The sequence below is a fragment of the Streptomyces sp. NBC_00523 genome (assembly GCF_036346615.1).
GTDB lineage: Bacteria > Actinomycetota > Actinomycetes > Streptomycetales > Streptomycetaceae > Streptomyces.
In genome coordinates this window covers 1-20391 of sequence record NZ_CP107836.1, presented here as the reverse complement: position 1 = coordinate 20391, position 20391 = coordinate 1, and the positions used below count along the sequence as shown (strand labels likewise).

The window sequence follows — 20391 nt, the reverse complement described above, 5'->3', positions numbered from 1 at the left end:
CCTACCTTTCCGGATGTGCCCACCACCACGGACTCCCTCTCCCTCACCGGCCCTCTGGACTCCGCAGCCCTGCGCCGGGCCGCCACACCGCTCACCGTCACCGTGGACGCCCGGGCCCGGGACCGTGTGGACCGAGGACGCCGCTTCTTCCACGGGCTGCGGCACGGCGACGGCAGCGGGACCCGCCCCATCTACGGCGCCACCACAGGCTTCGGTGCGCTCGTCGGGTACGCCGGCCGCCCCCACGAGGCGGACCAGTGCGACAACACCCTGGCCCACCTCGGGGCGGGCCAGGGACCGGACCTGCCCCACGAGATCTGCCGCGCCGCCCTCCTGCTGCGCACCTGGTCGCTCTTTCGGGGCTTCTCCGGAGTCTCCGGCGAGGTCGTCGACCGCCTCGCCGCCATGTTCGCGACGACGTTCTCCCCGGCAGTCCCCCGCTACGGCTCCGTCGGCGCGAGCGGCGACCTCATCCCGCTCGCCTACGCGACCCAGGCCCTCCGCGGGCGCGGCTACGCGTACCTGGACGGCCGCCGCATGCCGGCCGACGAGGCGCTGACCGCCGCCGGACTGCGCCCGCTCGACCTGGACGGCCGCGACGCGCTCGCCCTCGTCAACGGGACCTCCGTCACCACCGCGGCCCTGGCGCTGGCCCGTGACAGTGTCCGCGACGCACACCGCTCTCTCATGGCCCTCACCTGCCTCCTGGCCGACCTGCTGGGCTGCGACCCGGGCTTCCTGGACGACGACCTGCTACGGGCATACGGGCACGCCGGGGCGGTCGACGCCGGCGCGCGCATGCGGCGCATCCTCACCGGCCTCGGCCCCTCGGGAAACCGACCGCTCCAGGAGCCGTACAGCATCCGCTGCACCCCACAGTTGCTCGGTGCCGCGGAGGACGCACTGTGCTACGTCGACGGCGTGGTCGCCGCCGACCTCGGCGGCGTCAGTGACAACCCCCTCTTCTTTCCCGGCCATGACGACCGGGAGGGGAAAGTGGTGCACGGCGGCAACTTCTTCGGCCAGCCCGCTGCGTTCGCGGCCGACCTGCTGGCGTCCGTGACCGCCCAGCTGGGCAATCTCGCCGAACGCCAGCTCGACCTGCTGACCGACCCGGCGCGCAACGGGGGACTGCCGCCGATGCTCGCCACGGCACCGGGCCTCCAGCACGGGCTCCAAGGTGTACAACTGGCCGCCACCGCGTTCGTCGCGGAGATCCGCCGCAACGCCACACCGGCAGGCATGCAGAGCCTGCCGACGAACCTGCACAACCAGGACGTCGTCCCCTTCGGCACCCAGGCCGCCCTGCGTTCCTACGACATGGCGGAACTCCTCGCCCTGCTCATCGGATCGCTCGCGCTCGGTCTGCGCCAGGCGGTCCACGTCGGAGCCCGTCGCCCCACCGCGCCCCGGTGCGCGGAACTCCTCGACGCTCTCATCGAGGCGATTCCCCCGGTCGACCCGGACCGCCCACTGGACCGGGACGTCCGCGCCGCAGCCCTCCTGGTCGCCGCCCATGAGTCGCCGTGACCGGGTGCACCTCGACCGGCCGCGCCTCGGCCGGGACGCCGGGCGGGGCCGCGCACTCCGGGAGGCGGATGGTGAACCTGGCCCCCTGACCGGGGTGCCCGTCGGCCGCGACCGTACCCCCGTGGCGTGTGACGACCTCGCGCAGCAGCGCCAGCCCCAACCCGTACCGCCCGCCGTCGCCGCTGCCGCGGTGGAACCTGCGGAACAACTGCTCCACCGCGGCGGGCTCGAACCCGGGGCCGTTGTCCGCGACGACCAAACGCACCGTTCCCCCCGAGCGCGAGAGGATCATGTCGATCCGTCCTTCGTCCGGGGTGTGGCGGATCGCGTTGGACAGCAACTCGCCGAAGGCGCGGCGCAGCGCGGACGGGACGCCGTCGACGAAAAGAGGGTGCGGAGGACCGTCCACGACGACGGTGAGACGACACGCGCGCACCCGATCCGATTCCTCGGCCACCACCGACCGGGCCAGCGCGACCAGTTCGACCGGCCGGTGCTCCGGTCCCCGTACCGGGCCGGCGGCGAGGCTCGCGGACAGCAGCAGGTCGTCGAGCACCTCGCCGAGCCGCCCGGTCGAAGCGACCAGCCGGGCCAGCGTGTCGCGATGAGGACCCGGCAGATCCTGGTCGGCAGCCTGCCGCGCCAGCATCTGCGCCCGCGTGTGCACCTGGGTGACCGGGGTGCGCAACTCGTGACTGGCATCCGTGACGAACCGTTGTTGGCGGGTCAGGGCCTCCGCCAGCGGGGCCACGGCACGACGCCCGAGGAGCGCCCCCGTGACGACTGCGGCCAGCAGCCCCACCGCTTCGGCCACCGCGAGCGCGAACCACAGGTGGCCGCGGTCGGCCAGCTGGAAGCGCATGTCGAACACGGCCTGCACGACCTCTCCGTCGGCCCGGGGCTGCGTGCGCACCAGATAGACCGTGTGGTCACGTTCTACGGTGCGCTCCACTGCCTCACGGGCGCCGCGTACCTCCTCCATGTCGGCGCGCAGGGGGAAGCCGAGCGGAGCGTTGGACAGGGGTTCCACGCCGGGTGCGTACAGCCAGGTGCATACGGGAGGCTTGACCGGGTCGCCGTACATCGCGCCGTAGCGCAACTCGCGCCACACCTGGTCGTTCTGCGCGTCCACCATCACCGTGTGCGCCACGCCCCCGGCGACCGTGACCAGCAGCGTGATGATCGCTCCGGTGATCACGGAGATCCGCAGGCGCGCCCGCCGCACCGCCGCCCACTCGGCCGACGCCGACGGGTTCACAGTGCCCCCAGGCGGTAGCCGAGACCGCGGACCGTGCGCACGACCTTCCTGCCCAGCTTGCGCCGCAGGTAGTAGACGTAGGTGTCGACGATGGACGACGCGGGCGCCTCCTGGAACACCATCCGGCGCAACTCGGCCCGGGAGTGCACCGTTTCGGGCCGCGAGGCGAGCGCCCACAGGAGAGCGAACTCCCGGGGCGCGAGGGCGATCTGCTCGCCGTTCGCCAACTCGACTTCTCTGCGGCCGACGTAGAGGTGTCCCGAGCCTATTCTGAGGACATCGGTGACATCGAGGGCCCGCCGGCACAATGCCCGCAAACGCGCGCTCAGTTCATCGAGGTCGAACGGCTTCACGAGATAGTCGTCGGCACCGGCGTCCAGCCCGTCGACCCGGTCGTGCACGGTGCCCATCGCGGTCAGCAGCAGCACGGGCGTACGCACGCCCCGGGACCGTAACCGGCCCATCAGGTCGAGACCGTCGAGCCCCGGCAGACGTCGGTCGACGGCGAGCACGTCGTACGGCCGGGAGAGGCCGAGATGCAGTCCCTGCTGGCCGTCGGTCGCCACGTCGACCGCGTATCCCTCGGCCCGCAGTACATCGGAGAGCATGCCCGCCAGTTCCCGGTCGTCCTCGACGAGCAGCAGGCGCCAAGGCCCCCGCGAGTGCTTCTGCGCCACGGTCCAACTCCCCTCGTCCTCCCCGCAACCCGTGACAACGCCCCTGCGGGGTAGGGGGTTCCCACTGCGGAGGCCGCAAGGCAGGTGGCGCACGTCCGGTCCGCTGGAGGCCGTACGAAGAACGGGCACCGCTCGGTGCGACGGCCGCTCGTGCCCTGTCCCGCGGGTGGGATCCGGTAGACGGGGACGTGGGGACGCGGCTCGGCGGTGAACTCGGTGCCGGCCCGGTCCGCGTGCCTGGTCTCCAGTCCCATGCCGGCCGGTTGAGCCATGAGGTCGAGTTCGGCCGGCCACATGTAGCGATGGGGACTGCGGCACGGTCGAGCATGCTGGGGCTCGCCGAAGCGGAAGTGGTGCGACACGACGTGCTGGTGCAGGGCGTCATAGGTGTCCAAGCCGATGCATCCGGGTTCGGACTGCCAGACGGCGGCCACTGGAGGTTCGGTCCTGCCGTGCGGGTCCTGGTCTCAGCTCCGGGGCGTGGCAAGAGCCAGTCTGTGAGCAGGCCGTTGACCTCGTCGGGGCGTTCCTGCTGGACCCAGTGGCCGCGGTCTTCCAGGAGGTGGGATGCCGACAGGCGGGGGAGGGTGGTCGGGTAGGAGTCGATCGCGTCGGACACGCAGATGGTGGAGGCGTCCCGGGTGCCGCCGATGGCTTGGTCGGCCCCACCACGACGAGCGCGGTCACCCGCACGGGCTCGACCAGGCACGTGCTCCATCCGGCCGCCCGGGGGACGCGTAAGCCCTTACGCAGGTGTCCGGGCGCGCGTGGACCCGAGACGCGAAGGCGTCAGGCCGCCTCGTACCGGTGCGCACGGCCGCCCCGCCACTGCACCCAGGACGTGTCGTCCAGAAGCAGCTCGGCGTCGGGCAGCCCCGCCCGGCGCAAGAACTCGACCACGTCCTGGTCGTCGTGGGCAAGGCCGACGATCTGCCCGCGGACGGTTACCCGCCGTCCTCCGGTCGCGGACGGACGGTGAATGACCACAGGCGTACTCATATATCCATGGTGCTCCTGCTGCCGCCTTCTGAGATGCGGAGCGCTGCGGGAAGGCGGGCTTTGTTGAAGCCCGGCATTCCGGCAGCCCGGCCGAGGCCGATGTCCGGTCGAGCAATCTGATCTGGGGGTGCTTCGCCGCCCCGCCCGCACCCGGTGCTTCCCGCATCGAACACGGAGCCGCACACGCCGACGCCTTCGAGCGCATGGTGGTGTCCGACCTGCGCAGGGCCGCCGACCGATACCCCGACGACCGTGCCGTGACCGAGCTGATCAACGGACTGCGCGAGACCAACACACGCTTCGCCGATCTCTGGAACCGCTACGAAACCCTTCCGATCGGACGCTCACACAAGACAGTCGTCCCCCCGACCTCGGCGAGATCGTCCTCGACTGCGACATCATGACCATCGAACGCGCCGACCTGCACACCCTGTGGCACTGGACCGCTCCGTACACCGGCGCGGCCGAGAAGCTCGCCGTGCTCCGCGACCGCGTAGCCGCAGCAGCACACTGAAGCCGGGCCTGTTGAAGGACCCATTGTGCGAAGTTCGCTCCGGCGCGGCCGGTGCGCAGCAGTGGGCATATGAGGTTTGCGGCGCCGCCGGTCCTGTGGTGAAGAACGCCGTCATCCGCTCCAGGCCCTGCGGGCCGAACATCGTGTCCAGGCTCTGGGCGGAGTCGTTGGCGGAGGCTTCGCTACGTGGGACGAGGGCCTCCTCGTAGGCGGTCAGGGCGGCCTCGGTGTCGCCGGGGTAAGCGGCGATGGCGGAGGCGAGTTCGGCGCCGTCGAGCATGGCGAGGTTCGCGCCCTCGCCGGCGAAGGGCGACATCAGGTGGGCGGCGTCGCCGAGCAGGGTGACGCCCGGCACGCGGTCCCAACGGTGGCCGACAGGCAGGGCGTGGATACGGCGAGGGGCCATCGTGTCCACGTCGGCGATCAAGCCGCTAAGGGCCTCGTCCGCCCCAACCAGCCCGGCGACTGCGACGGCCGTACGCGGTCGGCTCACCCCTCGAAGCCGTCGATCCCCGCACCGCCAACGTGGGCAGGAGGGCCCGGCCGTCGACGTCTCCGACGCCCATGAACTGCTCCTCGGCTACCTGGGGTGGTGCCGAGAGGCCCTGATGCGAAAGTTCGCCGAACTCTTCGACGACCAGCTCCGAACGCCCGTCGACCCGCTCGGTTGGTCGCCAGTCGGGATGGTCCAGCATCTCGGCTGAGTCGAACGACGATGGCTGCGAGGGGGATTCGGCGCGGAGGATGTCCTAGCCTATCCGCCCGGTGGAGACGCCGAGGAGTTGACGGTCGCTGGCGATACCTCCGCCGCACAGGTCATCGCTACCTACCGGGCGGAGGTAGCCATCGCGAACACCTGTACAAAAGCAGTCCTGTTGAGTGACAAGGCCTGCACGGTCGCCGGCACGCACGCTCGCACCGACCCCGGGAGTCGACGCAGGCCCGAAAAGTCCGGGACCGGCAGTCCAGTTCCCCGTGATCGCTCAGGGAGTTCGTCACGCCGAGCACTCGGCGAGCCGCTGGGCGCCATGACCTCGCCGGCTCCGATCGCGACGCAAGCGGGAATCCGCTGACCGCCCGTACGGACAGTGGTTCATCCGGCCGTACGGGCAGCCATGGCGAGGAGCTTCTGCAGGTGCAGGCCGTGCTTCGCGTCGGTGCCGGTGCCGGTGCCGGTGGCGGTGCGGATCGCGGTGGCGAACTCGCGCCGGGGGACGGGCCAGCACTCCTCGTGGTCGATGCCCGCCGTGTCGTACACCAACTCCTGCTCAGGCCCGAAGAGGTCGACCCGGGTCCTCGCCTTGGGGAGCTGCACGCAGCCGGAGAGGGACGCCTGGCTGACGGCGCCGTTCTCGTGCCCGCAGGTCAGCTCGACCCAGCGGCGCGGGTCGCCGGTGGCCTGTACGGAGACGATGGGCGCGACCGCGGTGTCCAGGATGTCGAGGAGGTGCGGGCCGAGGTCGAGCAGGGCACCGTGTTCCAGCCGCCAGGAGGTGGCGAACTCCCCGCCGCGGAATGCCCCGTGCAGATAGCAGGAGCGGGCCCCCGTCACCTGGTGTCCGGCGGGCCTCGGCGAGGAAAGCGCGGGTGACCGGGTGGTACCGCTTCGTCAGGACGAGCTGGGAGACCACCCCGTGCTCAGCGACGGCGTCCGCGACCGCCCGTGCGGTGTCGAGGTCGGCGCCCAGCGGTTTCTATAGAAGGAGGGTGCGGCCGGCGACGGCGGCGCGGGGGGCCAGAGCGGCCTGGACGGCGGGCGGTACGGCGAAGGCTATCGCCTCGCACGTGTCGAGGAGTTCCTCGAAGGAGCCCGCCGCCGGTGCCCCGTAGGGCGCGGCGACCTCGGCCGCCGCTTCCGGGCGGCGGGCCCAGACCCCCGCGAGCACCGTCCCGGGTCCGGCGGCGAGCGTCCGCGCGTGCATGGTGCGGGCCCACGGGCCCGCACCGACGAGGCCCACGCGGACCGGTTCATGGGACCAGGCGGGCGGGGGCTGGACATGGTGCTCTCCGTGGAGTGTGCGGAGGTGGTGCGCTCGGCCGCCGGGGGCCGCCCGCCCGGACGGCTCAGGCGCCGGCTGTGGCCTTGGCCAGAGCCGCGAGGCGGGCGTCGGCACGATCGGGGGCGTTCAGGTGATCGATCACCATGCGGGCGGCGCCGACATCGCCCAGCCCGAGAAGAAGTCCGGCTGGGTGAGGGGCGGTCCGGTCTGGTGCGCTGCCCGCGCTACGCGAGCTCTCGGTCCGTGATCGTCCGCAGGGCGCTCGCCCCGGCACGGTCCGCCCGGGCCTGTTCCAGGCGCAGCCGCGCCGACCGGCCCCGGAAGGTCAGCGTCATGATCTGGTTGCCGAACCAGGGGCCGCCGGTCCTGCGCCAGCTCACCGCCGGCGGCGCGCAGCGTCCGTGCCGAGCGATGTGCCGGCCGAGGGCCCGTGCCAGGGCGCTCCAGCCGAAGCGGAAGCCGAGGCGCATCGAGAGCGGTACGGAGTTGTGGACGGGCGAGCAGGTCAGCTGGGCCACCCGCGCGTCGGGTGCACGCCCCGGCCAGGACGGCTCGGCGATGTAGGCGTGGTGCACGTCGCCCGACAGCACGCTCACCGTCGCGGGCGCCTCCGGCCCCGAACCGGCCTCAGCAATCAGGTCGCCCAGCGCGTCGAAGGAGGAGGGGAAGGCGGCCCAGTGCTCCAGGTCGGCCCCGCGCCGGATCCGTTCCCCGCGCTCGCCGCGCTCGCCGCCGCACATCGCGGCGTTCCAGGCTTCGACGTCGTGCACCAGGTGGGGCAGCAGCCAGGGCAGGGAGGTGCCGATCAGCAGGTGGTCGTACGAGCCCCTCCCGTCCAGGATCTGCTCGCGCACCCACGCGGCCTCCTCCGGGTCGAGCATCGACCGGCGGTCCTCCGCCAGGACGCGGGCCGCGCGGGAGTCGACCATCAGCAGCCGGGTGCGGCCGAAGTCGCGCCGGTAGCTCCAGCGGACGGAGGCCGCGTCGGCGTCGGCCCGGGTGGCGAACGCGCGCAGGTCGGCGGTGCCGTCGGGGGCCTCGCGGACGGCCGCGTACAGCGGGTCGGCGGCCAGCTCGGCCGGAGAGAGGTTGCCCAGCTGCTGGTACACCCAGTACGACATGAGCCCGCTCAGCAGCCGCTCCTGCCACCAGTCGGTGGCCCGCATGTCGGTGAGCCAGGCGGCGGAGGTGTTCCAGTCGTCTATGACGTCGTGGTCGTCGAAGATCATGCAGCTGGGCACGGTGGACAGCAGCCAGCGCACCTCCGGGTCGAGCCAGGACTCGAAGTAGAGACGGGTGTACTCCTCGTAGTCGGCGACCTGGTCGCCGGGCGGTTCGTCCACGTCACGGCGGTCGCCGATCCAGCGGTGGGTGGCGTCGGACACCTCGTCGGCATACACCTGGTCCCCGAGCAGCAGCAGGATGTCGGGGCGGGCGCCCCCGGGGTCGGCCGCCATCCGGGCGGCGAGGGTGTCCAGGGCGTCCGGGCCCACCGGGTCCTTGCCACCGGCCGGCGGCGCGGCCCAGCGGCAGGAGCCGAAGGCGACGTGCAGGCCGTCGTCCTCGGTGGGCGTGGCGATCACCGAGGGCGGGAAGGGCGAGTCGGGCAGCGGCCACACGCTCGCACCGTCGAGGAGTACCTCGTACGGCGTCGACGTGCCGGGGGTCAGGCCCTCCACGGGGACCAGGGCGTAGTGGTGGCCGGCCACGAGGAAGGTGCGGGCCGTGCCCCGCGCCCCGTCGGCGCAGCGCACCTCGGCGGTGCAGGGGCCGCTCGTCTCGACCCAGACCGTCGCGCACGAACCGTCGGTGTACCTCAGCAGTGGGCCCAGGCGCAGTCCCGCCATGATGATCCTCTCCTTCGTCGCCCCGTACGGTACGGGGTGACGAAGGCCGGTGGGAGGGGCGGCGCCGAACCGACGGCGGACGGCCGGCGTCAGCAGTTCGCGAGGTAGCCCCTGCAGGGCGGACTTCTCCGCCGAGTCGACCGAGAGGGCGTAATGAGTACTTCACCTGCACCCAGGCACGCACGTAGGTGCTGCTGCACGTCGTGCTCGCCGTCGAGGCCGGCAGCGTGCCGCACAGCCGTACCGCCTCGCCGCCACCCGCGCCGAACACCAGACCCTGAGCTGACGCCGGCGTGGGCAACTGAGCCGACAGGAGTCTTCGGCCCGGTCAGCGATAGTTGTTGAGCCAGTCGCCCGGGATCAGGTCACGAATGCGGTCAAGGTCTTCTGCCGTCCGGCCGCGGGCCAGGATGGCCGCGCCGTCGTCATCGCGCAGAAGGGCGTCTTGCCCCAGGAACCACCGGGTTTTCTCGCCGATGGGGTATGCCGGGAACGGCAGTCGGACGGAGTTCGTCTCCAGGAGCTCGAGGCTGTCGTCATCCGGGTCGAGGAAGTCGCAGAGCTCTTCATCGGCCTGCAGGGACTCCGACAAGATGATCTCAACGAAGCAAAGGGAAAGACGCTCCAGCCAGCCCTCCCACCCCTCGGCGCTCTTGTCAGCAAGATCAAGCCGGATGAGCACCGCAGGATCGTCATCCTGGAGGCTGTCGAGGAGGCGCTGGCTTCGGCCTGTCCTTCGCGATCGCCGAAGACGAGTGGTCGAGAACGGCCCTGCTGGCCACCGAACGCGAAATGCTCGGCCTCTACGTGTCCGCGCACCCCCTCGACGGCACCGAGCACGTCCTGTCCCAGCACCGCGACACCACCATCCCCGACCTGATCGCCTCAGGTCGCACCGAGGGTGTCGTCCGCCTGTCCGGCCTCATCACCGGCGTCCAGAACAAGATCACCAAACAGGGCAACACATGGGCCCTGATCAACCTCGCAGACCGCGACGGCACCATCGAAGTCCTCTTCTTCCCCGCCGTCTACCAACTCGTGGCCGCCGCCCTCCTCGAAGACAGCGTCGTCAGCATCCAGGGCAGGCTCAACGACCGCGACGGCGCGCTCAGCATCTTCGGCCAGGAAATCCAGGTCCTCGACATCTCCTCGGCCGAGCGCTCCGGAGCGGCACCCGTACACCTCCGGCTGCCCTACCACCGCATCAACCAGCAACTGATCACCGAGCTGAAAAGAATCATGCAAGCGCACCCCGGCGACCATCCTGTGCGCCTGGCCGTCAGAGGGCCGGGAAAAACCACCGTTTTCCAGCTCGCATCCAACGTCAACGCGCACACGATTGCCTCCGACATCAAGGGCACGTTCGGCATGGACACCTGGCGGGGGATGTCATAACGACGGGCCGATCGACCCGTGTAAAGCCGAGACCAGCCGCCAGTACCTTCTGCTCCGCGACGGGGGCCCACCCGAGCTGTGTCCAGTAAGATTTGTATAAAGCCTGGGGAGTGAAGGCGGGCTTTGGGGGCACAGAGTGTCTCGGAGGTTGATAATCATGGTTCCGATTCTTCTCGTTCTTCTGCTCGCTCTGATCCTCTTCGGTGCGGGTTTCGCGCTGAAGGCGCTGTGGTGGATCGCCATCATCGTGCTGGTGGTCTGGCTGCTTGGCTTCGTGATCCGGCCGACAGCAAATGGCAAGCGGGGCCGCTGGTACCGATGGTGACCACTGCCGACTGAGCAGATCCCTCATGACGTGCGGGTGGGCCGCGACGATTCGTCGCGGCCCACCCGCACGTCAGCCGCATATCTGCCACCCGAGAACGGGCATGGGAAACGCATTGTAGGGCACTCGGAGAAATTGGTCGGGGATTCCATCAGGAACCATGACCTCCAGTGATGGGATCCCCGACCCCTCTTTCCGTAACGAAGACATGGTGCTTCTCTCTCCGCATCCCCGGCGGACACCTTCCCCTACGTGGTCGGCCCCCTCCGCTGGACGGGAAGAACACTGAACCGGCAGAGGGGCCCGTTACGGGGCCCTTCTGCGCGACGGCTCCTATTGCCCGAGCATCATTGTGCGCGGTGGGGGTTTCAGGACGGAGCCACCCCTCCGCTGACGGGTCAGCCGAACGGGACGATGCCTCGCTCGGTGGTCGCCTTGGCGAGGCGGTGACGGTCGCCCTGCATGACGATGACGTGCGCGGGGTGCATGAGGCGGTCGACAGCCGCGGGCGCAAGGGTCTGGAGCATGATCTCGTCGAATCCGGCGATGAAGGTTGCTGCTGATCGCCGGACTCCGTTGAAGTCGAGCGCGAGGGTTGGCTCGGCGGGCCGAAGAACTCAAAGGTGGTTTCGCCGGAACTGAGGATAAGCTCGCCCACACCGACCGGCAGTCTCAGAAGGCCTTGTCAGCCTGGGCATGCCTATCAGGGGCGGGAACATGAGTAGCGGCGCACATCGAGAAGAATCAAGCTGCGACCTGAGTACATGGACGCTCGGCCAACTGCAGATGTTCGTCCATGACGCCCGCGGCGTCCAGCAACTCGAGATGGCACGCGTTGCCGCGCAGGGAAGCCCCTCGGCCAGGTCACCCTATCGAGTGGTCAGCGGAGAGGTGGGTGCCGCAGTAGACACCCTCAAGAGGTGAGGTGGGGACCGGTAGCAGGCGACCACGACCTTGCTGTGGAAGTGGCGCTCAGCAGCCGGGAGACTGGAAGGCACGTCATGGCGAGCCTTCTCGGCAGCGGATCCCGCCACCGCCCGCCGCCCTCGCGCTGCGCTGCGTTCGGCCAACCGGGCCCGCCGGCATCCGCAGCCGACAGACCGGTATTGCCGCCGCAGAACGCGGGCCGGTACCGGGTCAGCCAGACTCGGTACCGGCGGTACGCGCGCTGGACCCCCTGCTGAGAGGCCATGCCCTGGTCGCAATCTTCGGCCCTGACCGTGACGGAAGTGGGGCACGACGTCCAGGAGCACCAGGACCAGGAGGATGACGTCCAGGAGCACGACGTCCTGGACGTCCAGGAGGGCCGGGACCAGGGTGTGCCGGGCGGTCTCTGGGACGCTCGCGGGACCGCACGGGGTGTGAAACCAACGCGTCACGCCCTTCGGCCAGTCCATAGTGCAGGCGGATCGGAACCATGGATTGCCCGCCAGGCATTTGGTGATCGTCTGCGGCCGGGGAAGGTTGCATGGCTAGGGCCTGTCCGGCGGATCATGTGACTTTCCGATCGGTCGCTCGTTGGTTGGGGCATGGGCCGGGGGGATCTGACGAATCATGAGTGGTCGTTGCTGGAGCCGCATCTGCCTTTGCCGGGTGGCCGGGGCGGCCGGTGGAACGATCACCGGACCGTGGTCAACGGGATCCTGTTCCGGGTCCGCACCGGTGTTCCGTGGCGTGACCTGCCGGAACGCTACGGCTCGTGGAAGACCGTCTACGAGCGGCATCGCCGCTGGTCGGCGGACGGCACCTGGGACCGGCTCCTGCAGGCGGTCCAGGCCGACGCCGACCTGGCCGGGCGGATCGACTGGGGCATGGTCGGCGTCGACTCGACGTCCTGCCGGGCCCACCAGCACGCGGCTGGCGCCCGCAGGGCGAGGCCGCGGGTCCCGAAAAAAGGACGACGCCCCGGCACCACCGCCCCGATGAGGGACTCGGGCGGTCCCGGGGCGGTCTGACCTCCAAGATCCACCTCGCCGGTGAAGGCGGCTGCCGCCCCATGGCTCTTCTGATCACTCCAGGTCAGTGGGGTGACGCCCCGCAGATGATCGAGGTCCTGGTCCGGATTCGGGTTCCCCGCCCGCTGGGCGGGCGGCCCCGGACCCGGCCCGCTCACGTCAGTGGCGACAAGGCTTACAGCTCCCGCCGAAATCGCCGCTACCTGCGAAGACGCCGCATCAAGCACACGATCCCCGAGCCGAAGGACCAGCGGGCCAACCGCCGGCGCAGAGGCAGCGCGGGCGGCAGACCTGCAGGCTTCGACCGCGAGCGCTACAGGCGACGCAACGAGGTCGAGCGGACCATCAACCGACTCAAGAACTCCCGCGCGATCGCCACCCGTTACGACAAGCGGGCCTACGTCTTCCACGGCACGGTCACCGCAGGGGCAGTCCGCTTATGGCTCCGCCCATGATCCGCCGGACAGGCCCTAGCCCTCGGCCGTCGCATGGTGCGGTCATCGCCCTGGCCGGGGCGTTCCACCCCGTTCGAATCCGGAGATCCACCATGTCCTCGCTCGCCCTGCTCGTCGTGCTGCTCCTGGTGCTCGTTGCCGTTCTGGTCCTCGGGGCGCTGGCCTACCTCGCGCACCGGCACCCGCAGACCGTCGCTCCGCTCACCCTCGCGCTGTGCGGCGCGGCCGTCCTCGCGGCCATCGTGGTCCCGATCGCCGTCCGATGACCCGGCAACGCTTCGTCTCCTCTCCGCCGCCCGTCACACGGGCCGTACGGTGCGCCCTGTCGGCTCCGTCAGCGCTATCGGGGTTCGGCGGGGGCGTCGAGGTCGAGGGCGCGGTGCTTGATGTTGTGGGCGGCGCCGATGTCGGCGTGGGTGACGTGCCCGCACCGGGTGCACTCGAAGAGGGAGCGGGTACGGCGGCTCTTTCGGTCGACGTGCCCGCACCGGTGACAGGTCTGCGAGGTGTAGGCCGGATTGACTGCGGTGACCCTCACGCCGTGCCACTTCGCCTTGTACTCGATCTGACGCCGGATCTCCCCGAACCCGACGTCCAGCATCGCCCGGTTCAGCCCCGCCTTCGCCGCCACGTTCCGCCCCGGCGCCTCGACGGTGCCGCGCGCCGTACGGGTCATGTTCTTCACCCGCAGGTCTTCGAGCGCCACGTGCTCGAACTGCGTGACCAGCTGCTTGGACAGCAGATGCTGGGTCGAGGCACGCCGCTGCGCGACCAGCCCCATGAGGTGCGCGACCTGGTCCCGGGCCTCCCGCCATCCCGCGCTCTGACGATGGACCGGGAGCCCCTTCACGTGACGCTGGGCCATCCGCCGCTGCCACTTGTGCAGCTGGCGGCGCGCGTTGTCCAGATGCCGGGGATTGCCGAACAGCTGCTCCTTGCCGGCGGCCGTGAGGACCGGCTCCGACGTCGCTGCGAACACCGCCACCCCCAGGTCGATCCCCACCGTCCCCGCCTCCCTCTGCCGACGGGAAGGTTGGGCGGGCGGCGAGAGGACGATGCGGACGTTGAACGAGGCCCACCACTGACTGCCCTCACGGGCGACCGTGACCATCTTCACCACCCCTCCCCGGGCCATCGCCCGGGCCAGCCGCCGCCCAGGCCGGTGCAACCGCACGATCAACGCCTTCTGCCCGGCCGGGTCCATCTCCCCGCCGATCCGCACATGCCGCAGATCCGTACCCACCAGCCGCACACTCGTCATCCGGAACGAATCCCGGCACCTGGCTATGTTCACGAGAATGGACAGCGATTGTTCACCGGTTCGGGAGGCAGCGGAGCTCCCGAGGGAATCGAACGTTCTCCATTTCAGCGTCAGGCTCTCGATGGTGACGCGATCGACCTCGGAGCTGTCTGCGACGATGGAGGGCATGGATGTGCGGAGCAGGAACCATGTGAGGGTGACCGGGCGGTCCGGTGCACCGGTGGTGGTACTGGCGCACGGTTTCGGGTGTGATCAGAACATGTGGCGTTTGGTGGTGCCGGCGCTGGAGCGGGACTTCACCGTTGTCCTCTTCGACCACGTCGGCGCGGGGAACTCGGACCTCTCCGCGTGGAGTCCCGAGCGGTACTCCACGCTGGACGGGTACGTCGACGACGTTCTCGAACTGTGCCGGGAGCTTGCGCTCGGACCGGTGACGTTCGTCGGGCACTCGGTGAGCGCCATGATGGGCGTGCTGGCCGCCGTGCGCGAGCCCGAGGTGTTCGCGGGACTGGTTCTGCTGGCCCCTTCGCCCTGCTTCATCGACGATCCCGATGCCGGTTACCGGGGCGGATTCAGTGCCGCGGACATCGACGAGCTACTGGAATCGCTCGATGCGAACTATCTGGGCTGGTCGGGGGCGATGGCCCCAGTCATCATGGGCAATCCGCAGCGGCCGGAGCTCGGGGAGGAGCTCACCAGCAGTTTCTGCCGCACCGACCCGAAGATCGCCAAGCTGTTCGCCCGGGTGACGTTCCTGTCCGACAACCGCGCCGACCTCGCCGCGGTGACGGTGCCCACGCTGGTCGCCCAGTGCTCCAGCGACGCGATCGCCCCGCCCGAGGTGGGCGCCTTCGTCCACGCGCAGATACCGGACAGCCAGCTCATCACCCTAAACGCCACCGGACACTGCCCGCAGCTCGCCGCGCCCGAGGAGACCGCCGAAGCCATCGCCGTGTTCGCGGGAGCCGCCCGATGATGTGCAAGACCGACGACGACGGGCGAGAGGAACGGGAAGGCGGAGAGCCGGTGGATGAGCAGGCACAGTTCTTCGCGCTGCTGGAGGACAGTGCCGAGGATCTGTACGAGCACGCGCCCTGCGGCTACCTCTCCACCCAGCTGGACGGCCGGATCGCGAAGGTCAATACCACCCTGTTGGACTGGCTCGGATACCAGCGCGATGACCTCGTGGGCCGCAAGCACTTCTCCGACCTGCTCACCGTAGGCGGCCGGCTCTACCACGAGACCCACTTCGGCCCGCTGCTGCGGATGCAGGGCGAGATCAGCGGCATCGCCCTGGAACTGAAGGCCGCCGACGGCACCCGGCTGCCGGTCCTGGTCACCTCCACCGTGAAAACGGGCAGCGACGGGCAGCCCCTTCTGATCCGCACCACCGTCTTCGACGCCCGCGACCGGCGCGCCTACGAAACCGAGCTGCTGCGCGCCCGCCGGGAAGCCGACCTCGAACGCGACCGCCTCCAGGTCCTGGCCACCACCCTGCAGCAGACCCTGCTGCCGCCGGCCCTGGTGAACGTTCCCGGCTTGGACGTGTCCGCGTACTACCACATCGCCTCCGTCGACGAGGTCGGAGGCGACTTCTACGACCTCTTCCCCCTGGCCGCCGGCACCTGGGGCCTCTTCCTGGGCGACGTGTGCGGCAAGGGCGCCGCCGCAGCCGCCGTCACCTCTCTGGCCCGCTACACCCTGCGCGCCGCCGCCGTCTACGACCCAGACCCGGCCGCCGTGCTCGGCAACCTCAACACGGTCCTCAATCACGAGTACCAAGGGACCGACCCCCGCTTCTGCACCGTCGTCTTCGGCCTGCTCACCCCCGACCCTCTCCAGGGCGGCTTCCGAATCACGCTGGCCAGCGGCGGCCACCCCCCGGCCCTGCTGATGCGCGCCGACGGCACCGCCGACTACCTGCCCACCCCCGGCGGCCAGCTCATCGGCGTTCTGCCCGATGCCCACATCGCCACCACCACCGTCCACCTCGCCCCGGGCGACACTCTCCTCCTGCACACCGACGGCCTCACCGAAGCCCACACCCACGCCGTCCAAGGCGGCAAACAGCGCTACGGCGACGAAGCCCTCCTCGACTTCGGCCGCCGGCTCGCCCCCACCACCGCCCCGGACACCATCCGCGCGGTCCGCGACCTGCTCGACATCTTCGGCACCGGCGTCGACGACGACACCGCGGTCCTAGCCATCCACGTACCCCGACCCCCCAGTGAAGAGCAGCAGTGACCAAGCACCTGACCCTTCACACCCGCACCACCCCTGCCGGACCGGTCCTCGAACTCATCGGAGAGCTGGACCACCACACCGCGCCGGAAGTCCGCGCCGTGCTGCCCGGCCTGACTCCGAGCCCGGGCCAGCAGCTCCTTCTCGACCTCGGCGGCCTCGCCTTCTGCGACTCCACCGGCATCACCGTCCTGATCACCGCCCGCAACCACGCCCTGGCCGCGAACGCGACCGTCGTCCTGGCCGCGGTCCCCAGCCACCTCGACCGCATCCTCCGCATCGTCGGCCTCGATCAGGTCTTCACCGTCCACCCCACCGCGCAGGACGCCGAAACCGCCTGGCACACCGCCTCCGACTGACCCACCGTGCCTGCCTAAGGAGGCTCCCGCTCCCCACGGATAATCGAACGATCACCGTTCTCAGTGCCTCCCAAACTGGTGAACATCTGCTGTCCGTTCTCACGAACAAAGCCACCGCTCTGCTGGCCGAGTTGCGCCGAGCCGACCTGCTAGACCTCGACGACTGCGCCGTCGACGGCTCGCACGTCCGAGCGCTGAGAGGGGGGATCACGCAGGCCCCTCGCCTGTCGACCGTGCCCGTCTGGGCAGCAAGCACCACCTGATCGTCGACCGCCACGGAACCCCGCTCGCCGTGACTCTTACCGGCGGCAACCGGCACGACGTCACCCAACTCCTGCCGTTGTTGGACGCAGTCCCATCGATCCGGGGTCTACAAGGGCGCCCCCGACGCAAGCCTCGACGGTTGTACGCCGACCGCGGCTACGACTTTGACAAGTACCGCCGTCTGTTGTGGAAGCGCGGGATCAAACCGATGATCGCCCGCCGTGGCGTAGCCCATGGTTCCGGACTGGGCAAGGGTCTGCTGGGTGGTCGAGCGTGCTTTCGTCTGGCTGCATCAATTCAAACGACTCCGCATCCGCTGCGAACGACGCGCTGATCTCCACCAGGGTCTGCTCGAACTGGCCTGCAGCCTCATATGCCTCCGCCGCCCGCGAACCTCATGTCGCGGCTTAGTGAATCTGCGCAGTGGTTGTGCTTCTGACCTGGGGTTGTGCAGGTTGGTTGAGCGGGATGTCTGCTGGGTGGCTCACTGAAGCTGCATAGTTTCTGGGTGCGGTAGCCGTTTGACTTGGGGTGTTTCTGGCTCCGGGCTTGCTTGCGCAGGTTGGTTGAGTACTGCGCAGGTTCCGTGATCCCCGGTATATGGCGGCGGTTACGGGGTGGGGTTGGTGTCGAGCCAGGTGGTGGGGATGAGTTTTTCGCCGTTGCGCCAGTTGTAGCGGACGGATGCCTGGTACCAGGTGTGGGGCAGGTCGGCGTGGTCGCTGACGATGATTTGGAAGTCGGGGGCGAGTTCGGCGACGACCTGGTGCATGAGCTGGAAGAGGCGGGTGACCGTCTCGCGGTCTTCGTCCAGGGCGAGGTCTTCGAGCCGTCCTCGGGCTTTGGCCATGTCGGAGGGGTAGTAGGGCTGGGTCGGTTGGTCGAGCATGAGGAAGCGGGGTACGGGCCGGCTGTTCGCGGTGAAGTACTGGTGGAGGGCGAGGTGGGCGGCCAGGTGGTAGCCGACGTGGTTCTTGCCACTGCCGATGCGGAGCAGTTCGGTGCTGCCGGCGGGGGCGTCGGTGACGACGGTGGGTTTCTTGAGGTTCAGTCGGACGAGTCCGCCGCCGTGTTCGAGGTTCAGGAATCTGGCGTGGCTGGTCATCTTGCCGCTGACGTAGCCCAGGCTGTGGGTGAGCTTTTCGTCGACGGCGTCGTTGTCGAGCTGTTCTTCGAGGCCTTGGACGAGCTGCTGTGCCATCGCGGCATCTGCTTGCAGGCGCTGGAGGTGGCCGTTGTCGGTTGTGGTGCTGATCTGGCTGAGGTACGCGCTGATCCTGCCGCGGGTGTAGGCCTGGGCTTCGGCTTGTCCGAGGAGGCCGGCCTGCTCGGAGCGCTGTTCGGCGATGACGCTGAGGGCGCCCTCGATGCCGCGGAGCTCTTCGCGTAGACGTGCCGAGACCTGTTCGATCTCGCGCAGGGCCTGCTCGCGGCGGGGCTGCACTGCCCGCACGCTGTCGAGCTGACCGCGGAGGTCTTCGAGGGTGGTGTGCATGGCGGCGACGGTCGGGTCGGGTTCGGTCAGCTCGTTTCCGCACAGGGGGCAGCTGTGTTCGCCGGGGAAGCCGTCGGGCACGAGGCTGAGTGCGGACAAGCGGGACATGCCGCGGGTGACGGCCCCGCTGTAGCCGGCGGCCTGGGATTCCAGATCGTTCAGGAGCTGGCGCTCTTCGGCCAGTGAGCGCAGCTGTCGGCGCAGGGCCGCGGACTGTTCGCTGAGGAGGAGTTCCTGCCTGCGCTGCTCCTCGTCTGCGCCGGGCCGGGCCGGGCGGAAGGAGGAGGCCTGCCGGAGTGCCTCGATGACCATGTCCCTGTCCGCGCTGCTGAAGGAGTCGTCGGCGAGGAGCCCGTGGACTCGGGCTTCGCCCAGGAGGGACTGCAGCTGTGATTCGACTGCCTGGTTCGCTTCCTGGGCGGCTTTGAGGCGGTTCTCCGCACTGCGCTGGGCGCGTTTGGCCTGGAGGAGCTGCTGCTGGAGTGCCGCCTGATCCTCCGGGACCGCGCCGAGGAAGTACGGGATCGTGGCTTTGAGACTGTTGGCGATGTCGCGGTCGTTCTGGCGGTGGAACAGGATCTTCTTGGAGGCGACTTCGTCCTGGTTTTGCAGGCAGAGCAGGACGGCGTGGCCCAGGTTCGCGCTGAGGGGGGCGGCCAGGCTGCCGGCTGCGGGTTCGCTTCGGGTGTCTCCGATGCCGATGCGGCGTCCGATCTGCTGGCGCAGTTGTGTCGAGTCGGTGTTGAGGCGCAGTTCCGACAGCTCCGGGATGCCGAGGTCACTGCCGACCTCGATCATGGCGGTGGTGACGGACTTGGCTGCCGGGCCGGGCGCTGGCCGCGCGGCGAGGACTTCGATGACGAAGCCGAGTGACGAGCCCAGCCCTGGTACCCCCAGCTCGAATCATTCGCACGACAAGGTTCACTGGCCGTCGACGCGTGGCTCTATACAGGGACCGAGGAACGCACCATGTCATCAGTTCCAATATCTAGCCGGGCTCAAGTTTGAAGCACCACTCTGCGGGTTGGTCTCTTCGAACGGTGGGCTATGAGCCGGGACGCTGGACAGCAGGAGATCGAGCGGGAGCTGCGCCGGAGGGCGATCGGCGGGGCGCCCATGCTGGAGATGCTCACCTGGCTGAAAGGAGACCCGGAGGCTCGGATCAGAGATCCAGTCGACCGTGACGGCACGATTGCCTTCTGCATGATCTCGACGTTCACAGCCGTCTTCGACCTTGGGCTCACACCTGGACGGTTCATCGCGAGCTGGGACCGGCTCGGAGGGCACCTGAACGCCGAGGAACTGGCGGCGAGACTGGGCCCGCTGACCCTGGCACCGAACGAGGAGCCTCAGCCCTGTGGCTGCGGCGGGTACTGGGTCTGAGGGCGGAGGCGCCCCGGGGTGGCACGAACAGACCACGCCCGGGCCCATACAAGGTCCGTGACTTGCTTGAGGCTGTTGCGGAGCAGGATCGGTCATCCGGGTGGTCTGACCGGCTGACGGTGGTGTTCGAGTAGTGAGGGTGCCTCGGCGCAGGAGCCGGGAAACACCGAGCCCCCAGGCTTGTTGCAGGCTGCCCGCGGAGCGGGCTTGGTCCGGGAGCGAAGCGGACGGGCCGGGGTGGAGCGAAGCGGAACCCCTGATGGGCTGCCACGAAGTGGCAGCCCATCAGGGCCGCGCGGAGCGCGGCCCGTTCACTGCGTTCACGGAGCGAAGCGGAGGGAACGCCCGCGCTTCGCGCGGGCGGGGAGCGAAGCGAGCCGCCTTGGCGCCCCGCGACGCGGGGCGCTCCGCTGTCCCATCGCGCAGCGATGGG

20 protein-coding genes and 4 pseudogenes are annotated in these 20391 nt (G+C 69.7%); 11 read left to right on the top strand and 13 right to left on the bottom strand.

Annotation, left to right across the window (positions count from 1 at the left end; all coding sequences use genetic code 11):
• The first annotated feature begins 15 nt into the window (after positions 1-15).
• Positions 16-1530 (top strand): aromatic amino acid ammonia-lyase, encoded by a 1515-nt coding sequence (locus OHS17_RS00120; RefSeq protein WP_330310460.1) that lies wholly within the window; start codon positions 16-18, stop codon positions 1528-1530.
• Here the strand turns inward: OHS17_RS00120 and OHS17_RS00115 are convergent.
• The 5 genes and pseudogenes from OHS17_RS00115 to OHS17_RS00095 form a co-directional block, all read right to left on the bottom strand.
• The gene (locus OHS17_RS00115) at positions 1436-2788 is read right to left on the bottom strand and encodes a sensor histidine kinase (protein ID WP_330310459.1); all 1353 of its coding nucleotides are present in this window, start codon (positions 2786-2788) and stop codon (positions 1436-1438) included. The genes OHS17_RS00120 and OHS17_RS00115 overlap by 95 nt on opposite strands.
• Positions 2785-3465, bottom strand: coding sequence for a response regulator transcription factor (locus OHS17_RS00110; protein WP_330310458.1), 681 nt, complete (start codon positions 3463-3465; stop codon positions 2785-2787). The genes OHS17_RS00115 and OHS17_RS00110 overlap by 4 nt, the downstream gene beginning before the upstream one ends.
• Positions 3466-3632: 167 nt before the next feature.
• A pseudogene (locus tag OHS17_RS00105) lies at positions 3633-3923 on the bottom strand (SAM-dependent methyltransferase); the annotation flags it as partial.
• Between the two features lie 29 nt (positions 3924-3952).
• Positions 3953-4117: pseudogene (locus OHS17_RS00100) on the bottom strand (alpha/beta fold hydrolase); the annotation flags it as partial.
• A 137-nt stretch (positions 4118-4254) separates the two neighbouring features.
• Positions 4255-4464 (bottom strand): hypothetical protein, encoded by a 210-nt coding sequence (locus OHS17_RS00095; RefSeq protein ID WP_330310457.1) that lies wholly within the window; start codon positions 4462-4464, stop codon positions 4255-4257.
• 116 nt (positions 4465-4580) lie between these two features.
• On the opposite strand from OHS17_RS00095, the gene OHS17_RS00090 reads away from it, so the two are divergent.
• Positions 4581-4868 carry an MmyB family transcriptional regulator gene (locus OHS17_RS00090; RefSeq protein ID WP_330315115.1) on the top strand — a complete coding sequence of 96 codons (288 nt, stop codon included), beginning with the start codon at positions 4581-4583 and terminating at the stop codon, positions 4866-4868.
• Between the two features lie 195 nt (positions 4869-5063).
• On the opposite strand, the pseudogene OHS17_RS00085 reads toward OHS17_RS00090, so the two are convergent.
• The 5 genes and pseudogenes from OHS17_RS00085 to OHS17_RS00065 all read right to left on the bottom strand — a co-directional run.
• Positions 5064-5429, bottom strand: a pseudogene (locus OHS17_RS00085) (FAD-dependent oxidoreductase); the annotation flags it as partial.
• A gap of 642 nt (positions 5430-6071) precedes the next feature.
• Entirely contained in the window at positions 6072-6530 is a 459-nt protein-coding gene (locus OHS17_RS00080) for a Gfo/Idh/MocA family protein (RefSeq protein WP_330310456.1), read from the bottom strand.
• A gap of 142 nt (positions 6531-6672) precedes the next feature.
• On the bottom strand, positions 6673-6936 hold the full coding sequence (locus tag OHS17_RS00075; protein ID WP_330310455.1) for a Gfo/Idh/MocA family oxidoreductase: 264 nt from the start codon (positions 6934-6936) through the stop codon (positions 6673-6675).
• A 266-nt stretch (positions 6937-7202) separates the two neighbouring features.
• Positions 7203-8825, bottom strand: a complete 1623-nt coding sequence (locus tag OHS17_RS00070; protein WP_330310454.1) for an alkaline phosphatase D family protein — start codon at positions 8823-8825, stop codon at positions 7203-7205.
• Between the two features lie 328 nt (positions 8826-9153).
• The gene (locus OHS17_RS00065) at positions 9154-9507 is read right to left on the bottom strand and encodes a hypothetical protein (protein WP_330310453.1); all 354 of its coding nucleotides are present in this window, start codon (positions 9505-9507) and stop codon (positions 9154-9156) included.
• A 110-nt stretch (positions 9508-9617) separates the two neighbouring features.
• Between OHS17_RS00065 and OHS17_RS00060 the strand changes: the two genes are divergently transcribed.
• Positions 9618-10220 (top strand): OB-fold nucleic acid binding domain-containing protein, encoded by a 603-nt coding sequence (locus OHS17_RS00060; RefSeq protein ID WP_330310452.1) that lies wholly within the window; start codon positions 9618-9620, stop codon positions 10218-10220.
• Between the two features lie 157 nt (positions 10221-10377).
• The gene (locus OHS17_RS00055; protein ID WP_073969395.1) at positions 10378-10545 is read left to right on the top strand and encodes a hydrophobic protein; all 168 of its coding nucleotides are present in this window, start codon (positions 10378-10380) and stop codon (positions 10543-10545) included.
• Positions 10546-10943: 398 nt separating this feature from the next.
• Here OHS17_RS00055 and OHS17_RS00050 read toward each other — a convergent pair whose 3' ends face one another.
• Positions 10944-11072 (bottom strand): hypothetical protein, encoded by a 129-nt coding sequence (locus OHS17_RS00050; protein ID WP_330310451.1) that lies wholly within the window; start codon positions 11070-11072, stop codon positions 10944-10946.
• 1002 nt (positions 11073-12074) lie between these two features.
• Here OHS17_RS00050 and OHS17_RS00045 point away from each other — a divergent pair.
• Both OHS17_RS00045 and OHS17_RS00040 read left to right on the top strand, forming a co-directional pair.
• Positions 12075-12955, top strand: a protein-coding gene (locus OHS17_RS00045) for an IS5 family transposase (RefSeq protein WP_330310450.1) whose coding sequence is annotated in 2 segments (ribosomal slippage) — positions 12075-12435 and positions 12435-12955 — 882 coding nt in all. Because the reading frame shifts where the segments join, the coding sequence is not laid out codon by codon here.
• A gap of 92 nt (positions 12956-13047) precedes the next feature.
• Positions 13048-13221, top strand: coding sequence for a hypothetical protein (locus OHS17_RS00040; RefSeq protein WP_330310449.1), 174 nt, complete (start codon positions 13048-13050; stop codon positions 13219-13221).
• Between the two features lie 74 nt (positions 13222-13295).
• On the opposite strand, the gene OHS17_RS00035 is transcribed toward OHS17_RS00040, so the two are convergent.
• Entirely contained in the window at positions 13296-14216 is a 921-nt protein-coding gene (locus tag OHS17_RS00035; protein ID WP_330310448.1) for an RNA-guided endonuclease InsQ/TnpB family protein, read from the bottom strand.
• A gap of 166 nt (positions 14217-14382) precedes the next feature.
• On the opposite strand from OHS17_RS00035, the gene OHS17_RS00030 reads away from it, so the two are divergent.
• From OHS17_RS00030 to OHS17_RS00015, 4 genes and pseudogenes are all read left to right on the top strand, one after another.
• Positions 14383-15192: an alpha/beta fold hydrolase gene (locus OHS17_RS00030; RefSeq protein ID WP_330310447.1), complete on the top strand. Its 810-nt coding sequence runs from the start codon at positions 14383-14385 to the stop codon at positions 15190-15192.
• The gene (locus OHS17_RS00025) at positions 15192-16460 is read left to right on the top strand and encodes a PP2C family protein-serine/threonine phosphatase (protein WP_330315114.1); all 1269 of its coding nucleotides are present in this window, start codon (positions 15192-15194) and stop codon (positions 16458-16460) included. The genes OHS17_RS00030 and OHS17_RS00025 overlap by 1 nt, the downstream gene beginning before the upstream one ends.
• Positions 16457-16816, top strand: coding sequence for an STAS domain-containing protein (locus OHS17_RS00020; RefSeq protein ID WP_330310446.1), 360 nt, complete (start codon positions 16457-16459; stop codon positions 16814-16816). Before OHS17_RS00025 ends, OHS17_RS00020 begins: the two co-directional genes overlap by 4 nt.
• 119 nt (positions 16817-16935) lie before the next feature.
• Positions 16936-17475: pseudogene (locus tag OHS17_RS00015) on the top strand (IS5 family transposase); the annotation flags it as partial.
• 215 nt (positions 17476-17690) lie between these two features.
• Here the strand turns inward: OHS17_RS00015 and OHS17_RS00010 are convergent.
• A complete protein-coding gene (locus OHS17_RS00010) occupies positions 17691-19373 on the bottom strand; it encodes a DUF3732 domain-containing protein (RefSeq protein WP_330310445.1) in 1683 nt (560 codons plus the stop codon).
• Between the two features lie 249 nt (positions 19374-19622).
• Here OHS17_RS00010 and OHS17_RS00005 point away from each other — a divergent pair, with 249 nt between their 5' ends.
• On the top strand, positions 19623-19958 hold the full coding sequence (locus tag OHS17_RS00005; RefSeq protein ID WP_330310444.1) for a hypothetical protein: 336 nt from the start codon (positions 19623-19625) through the stop codon (positions 19956-19958).
• Positions 19959-20391 lie beyond the last annotated feature (433 nt).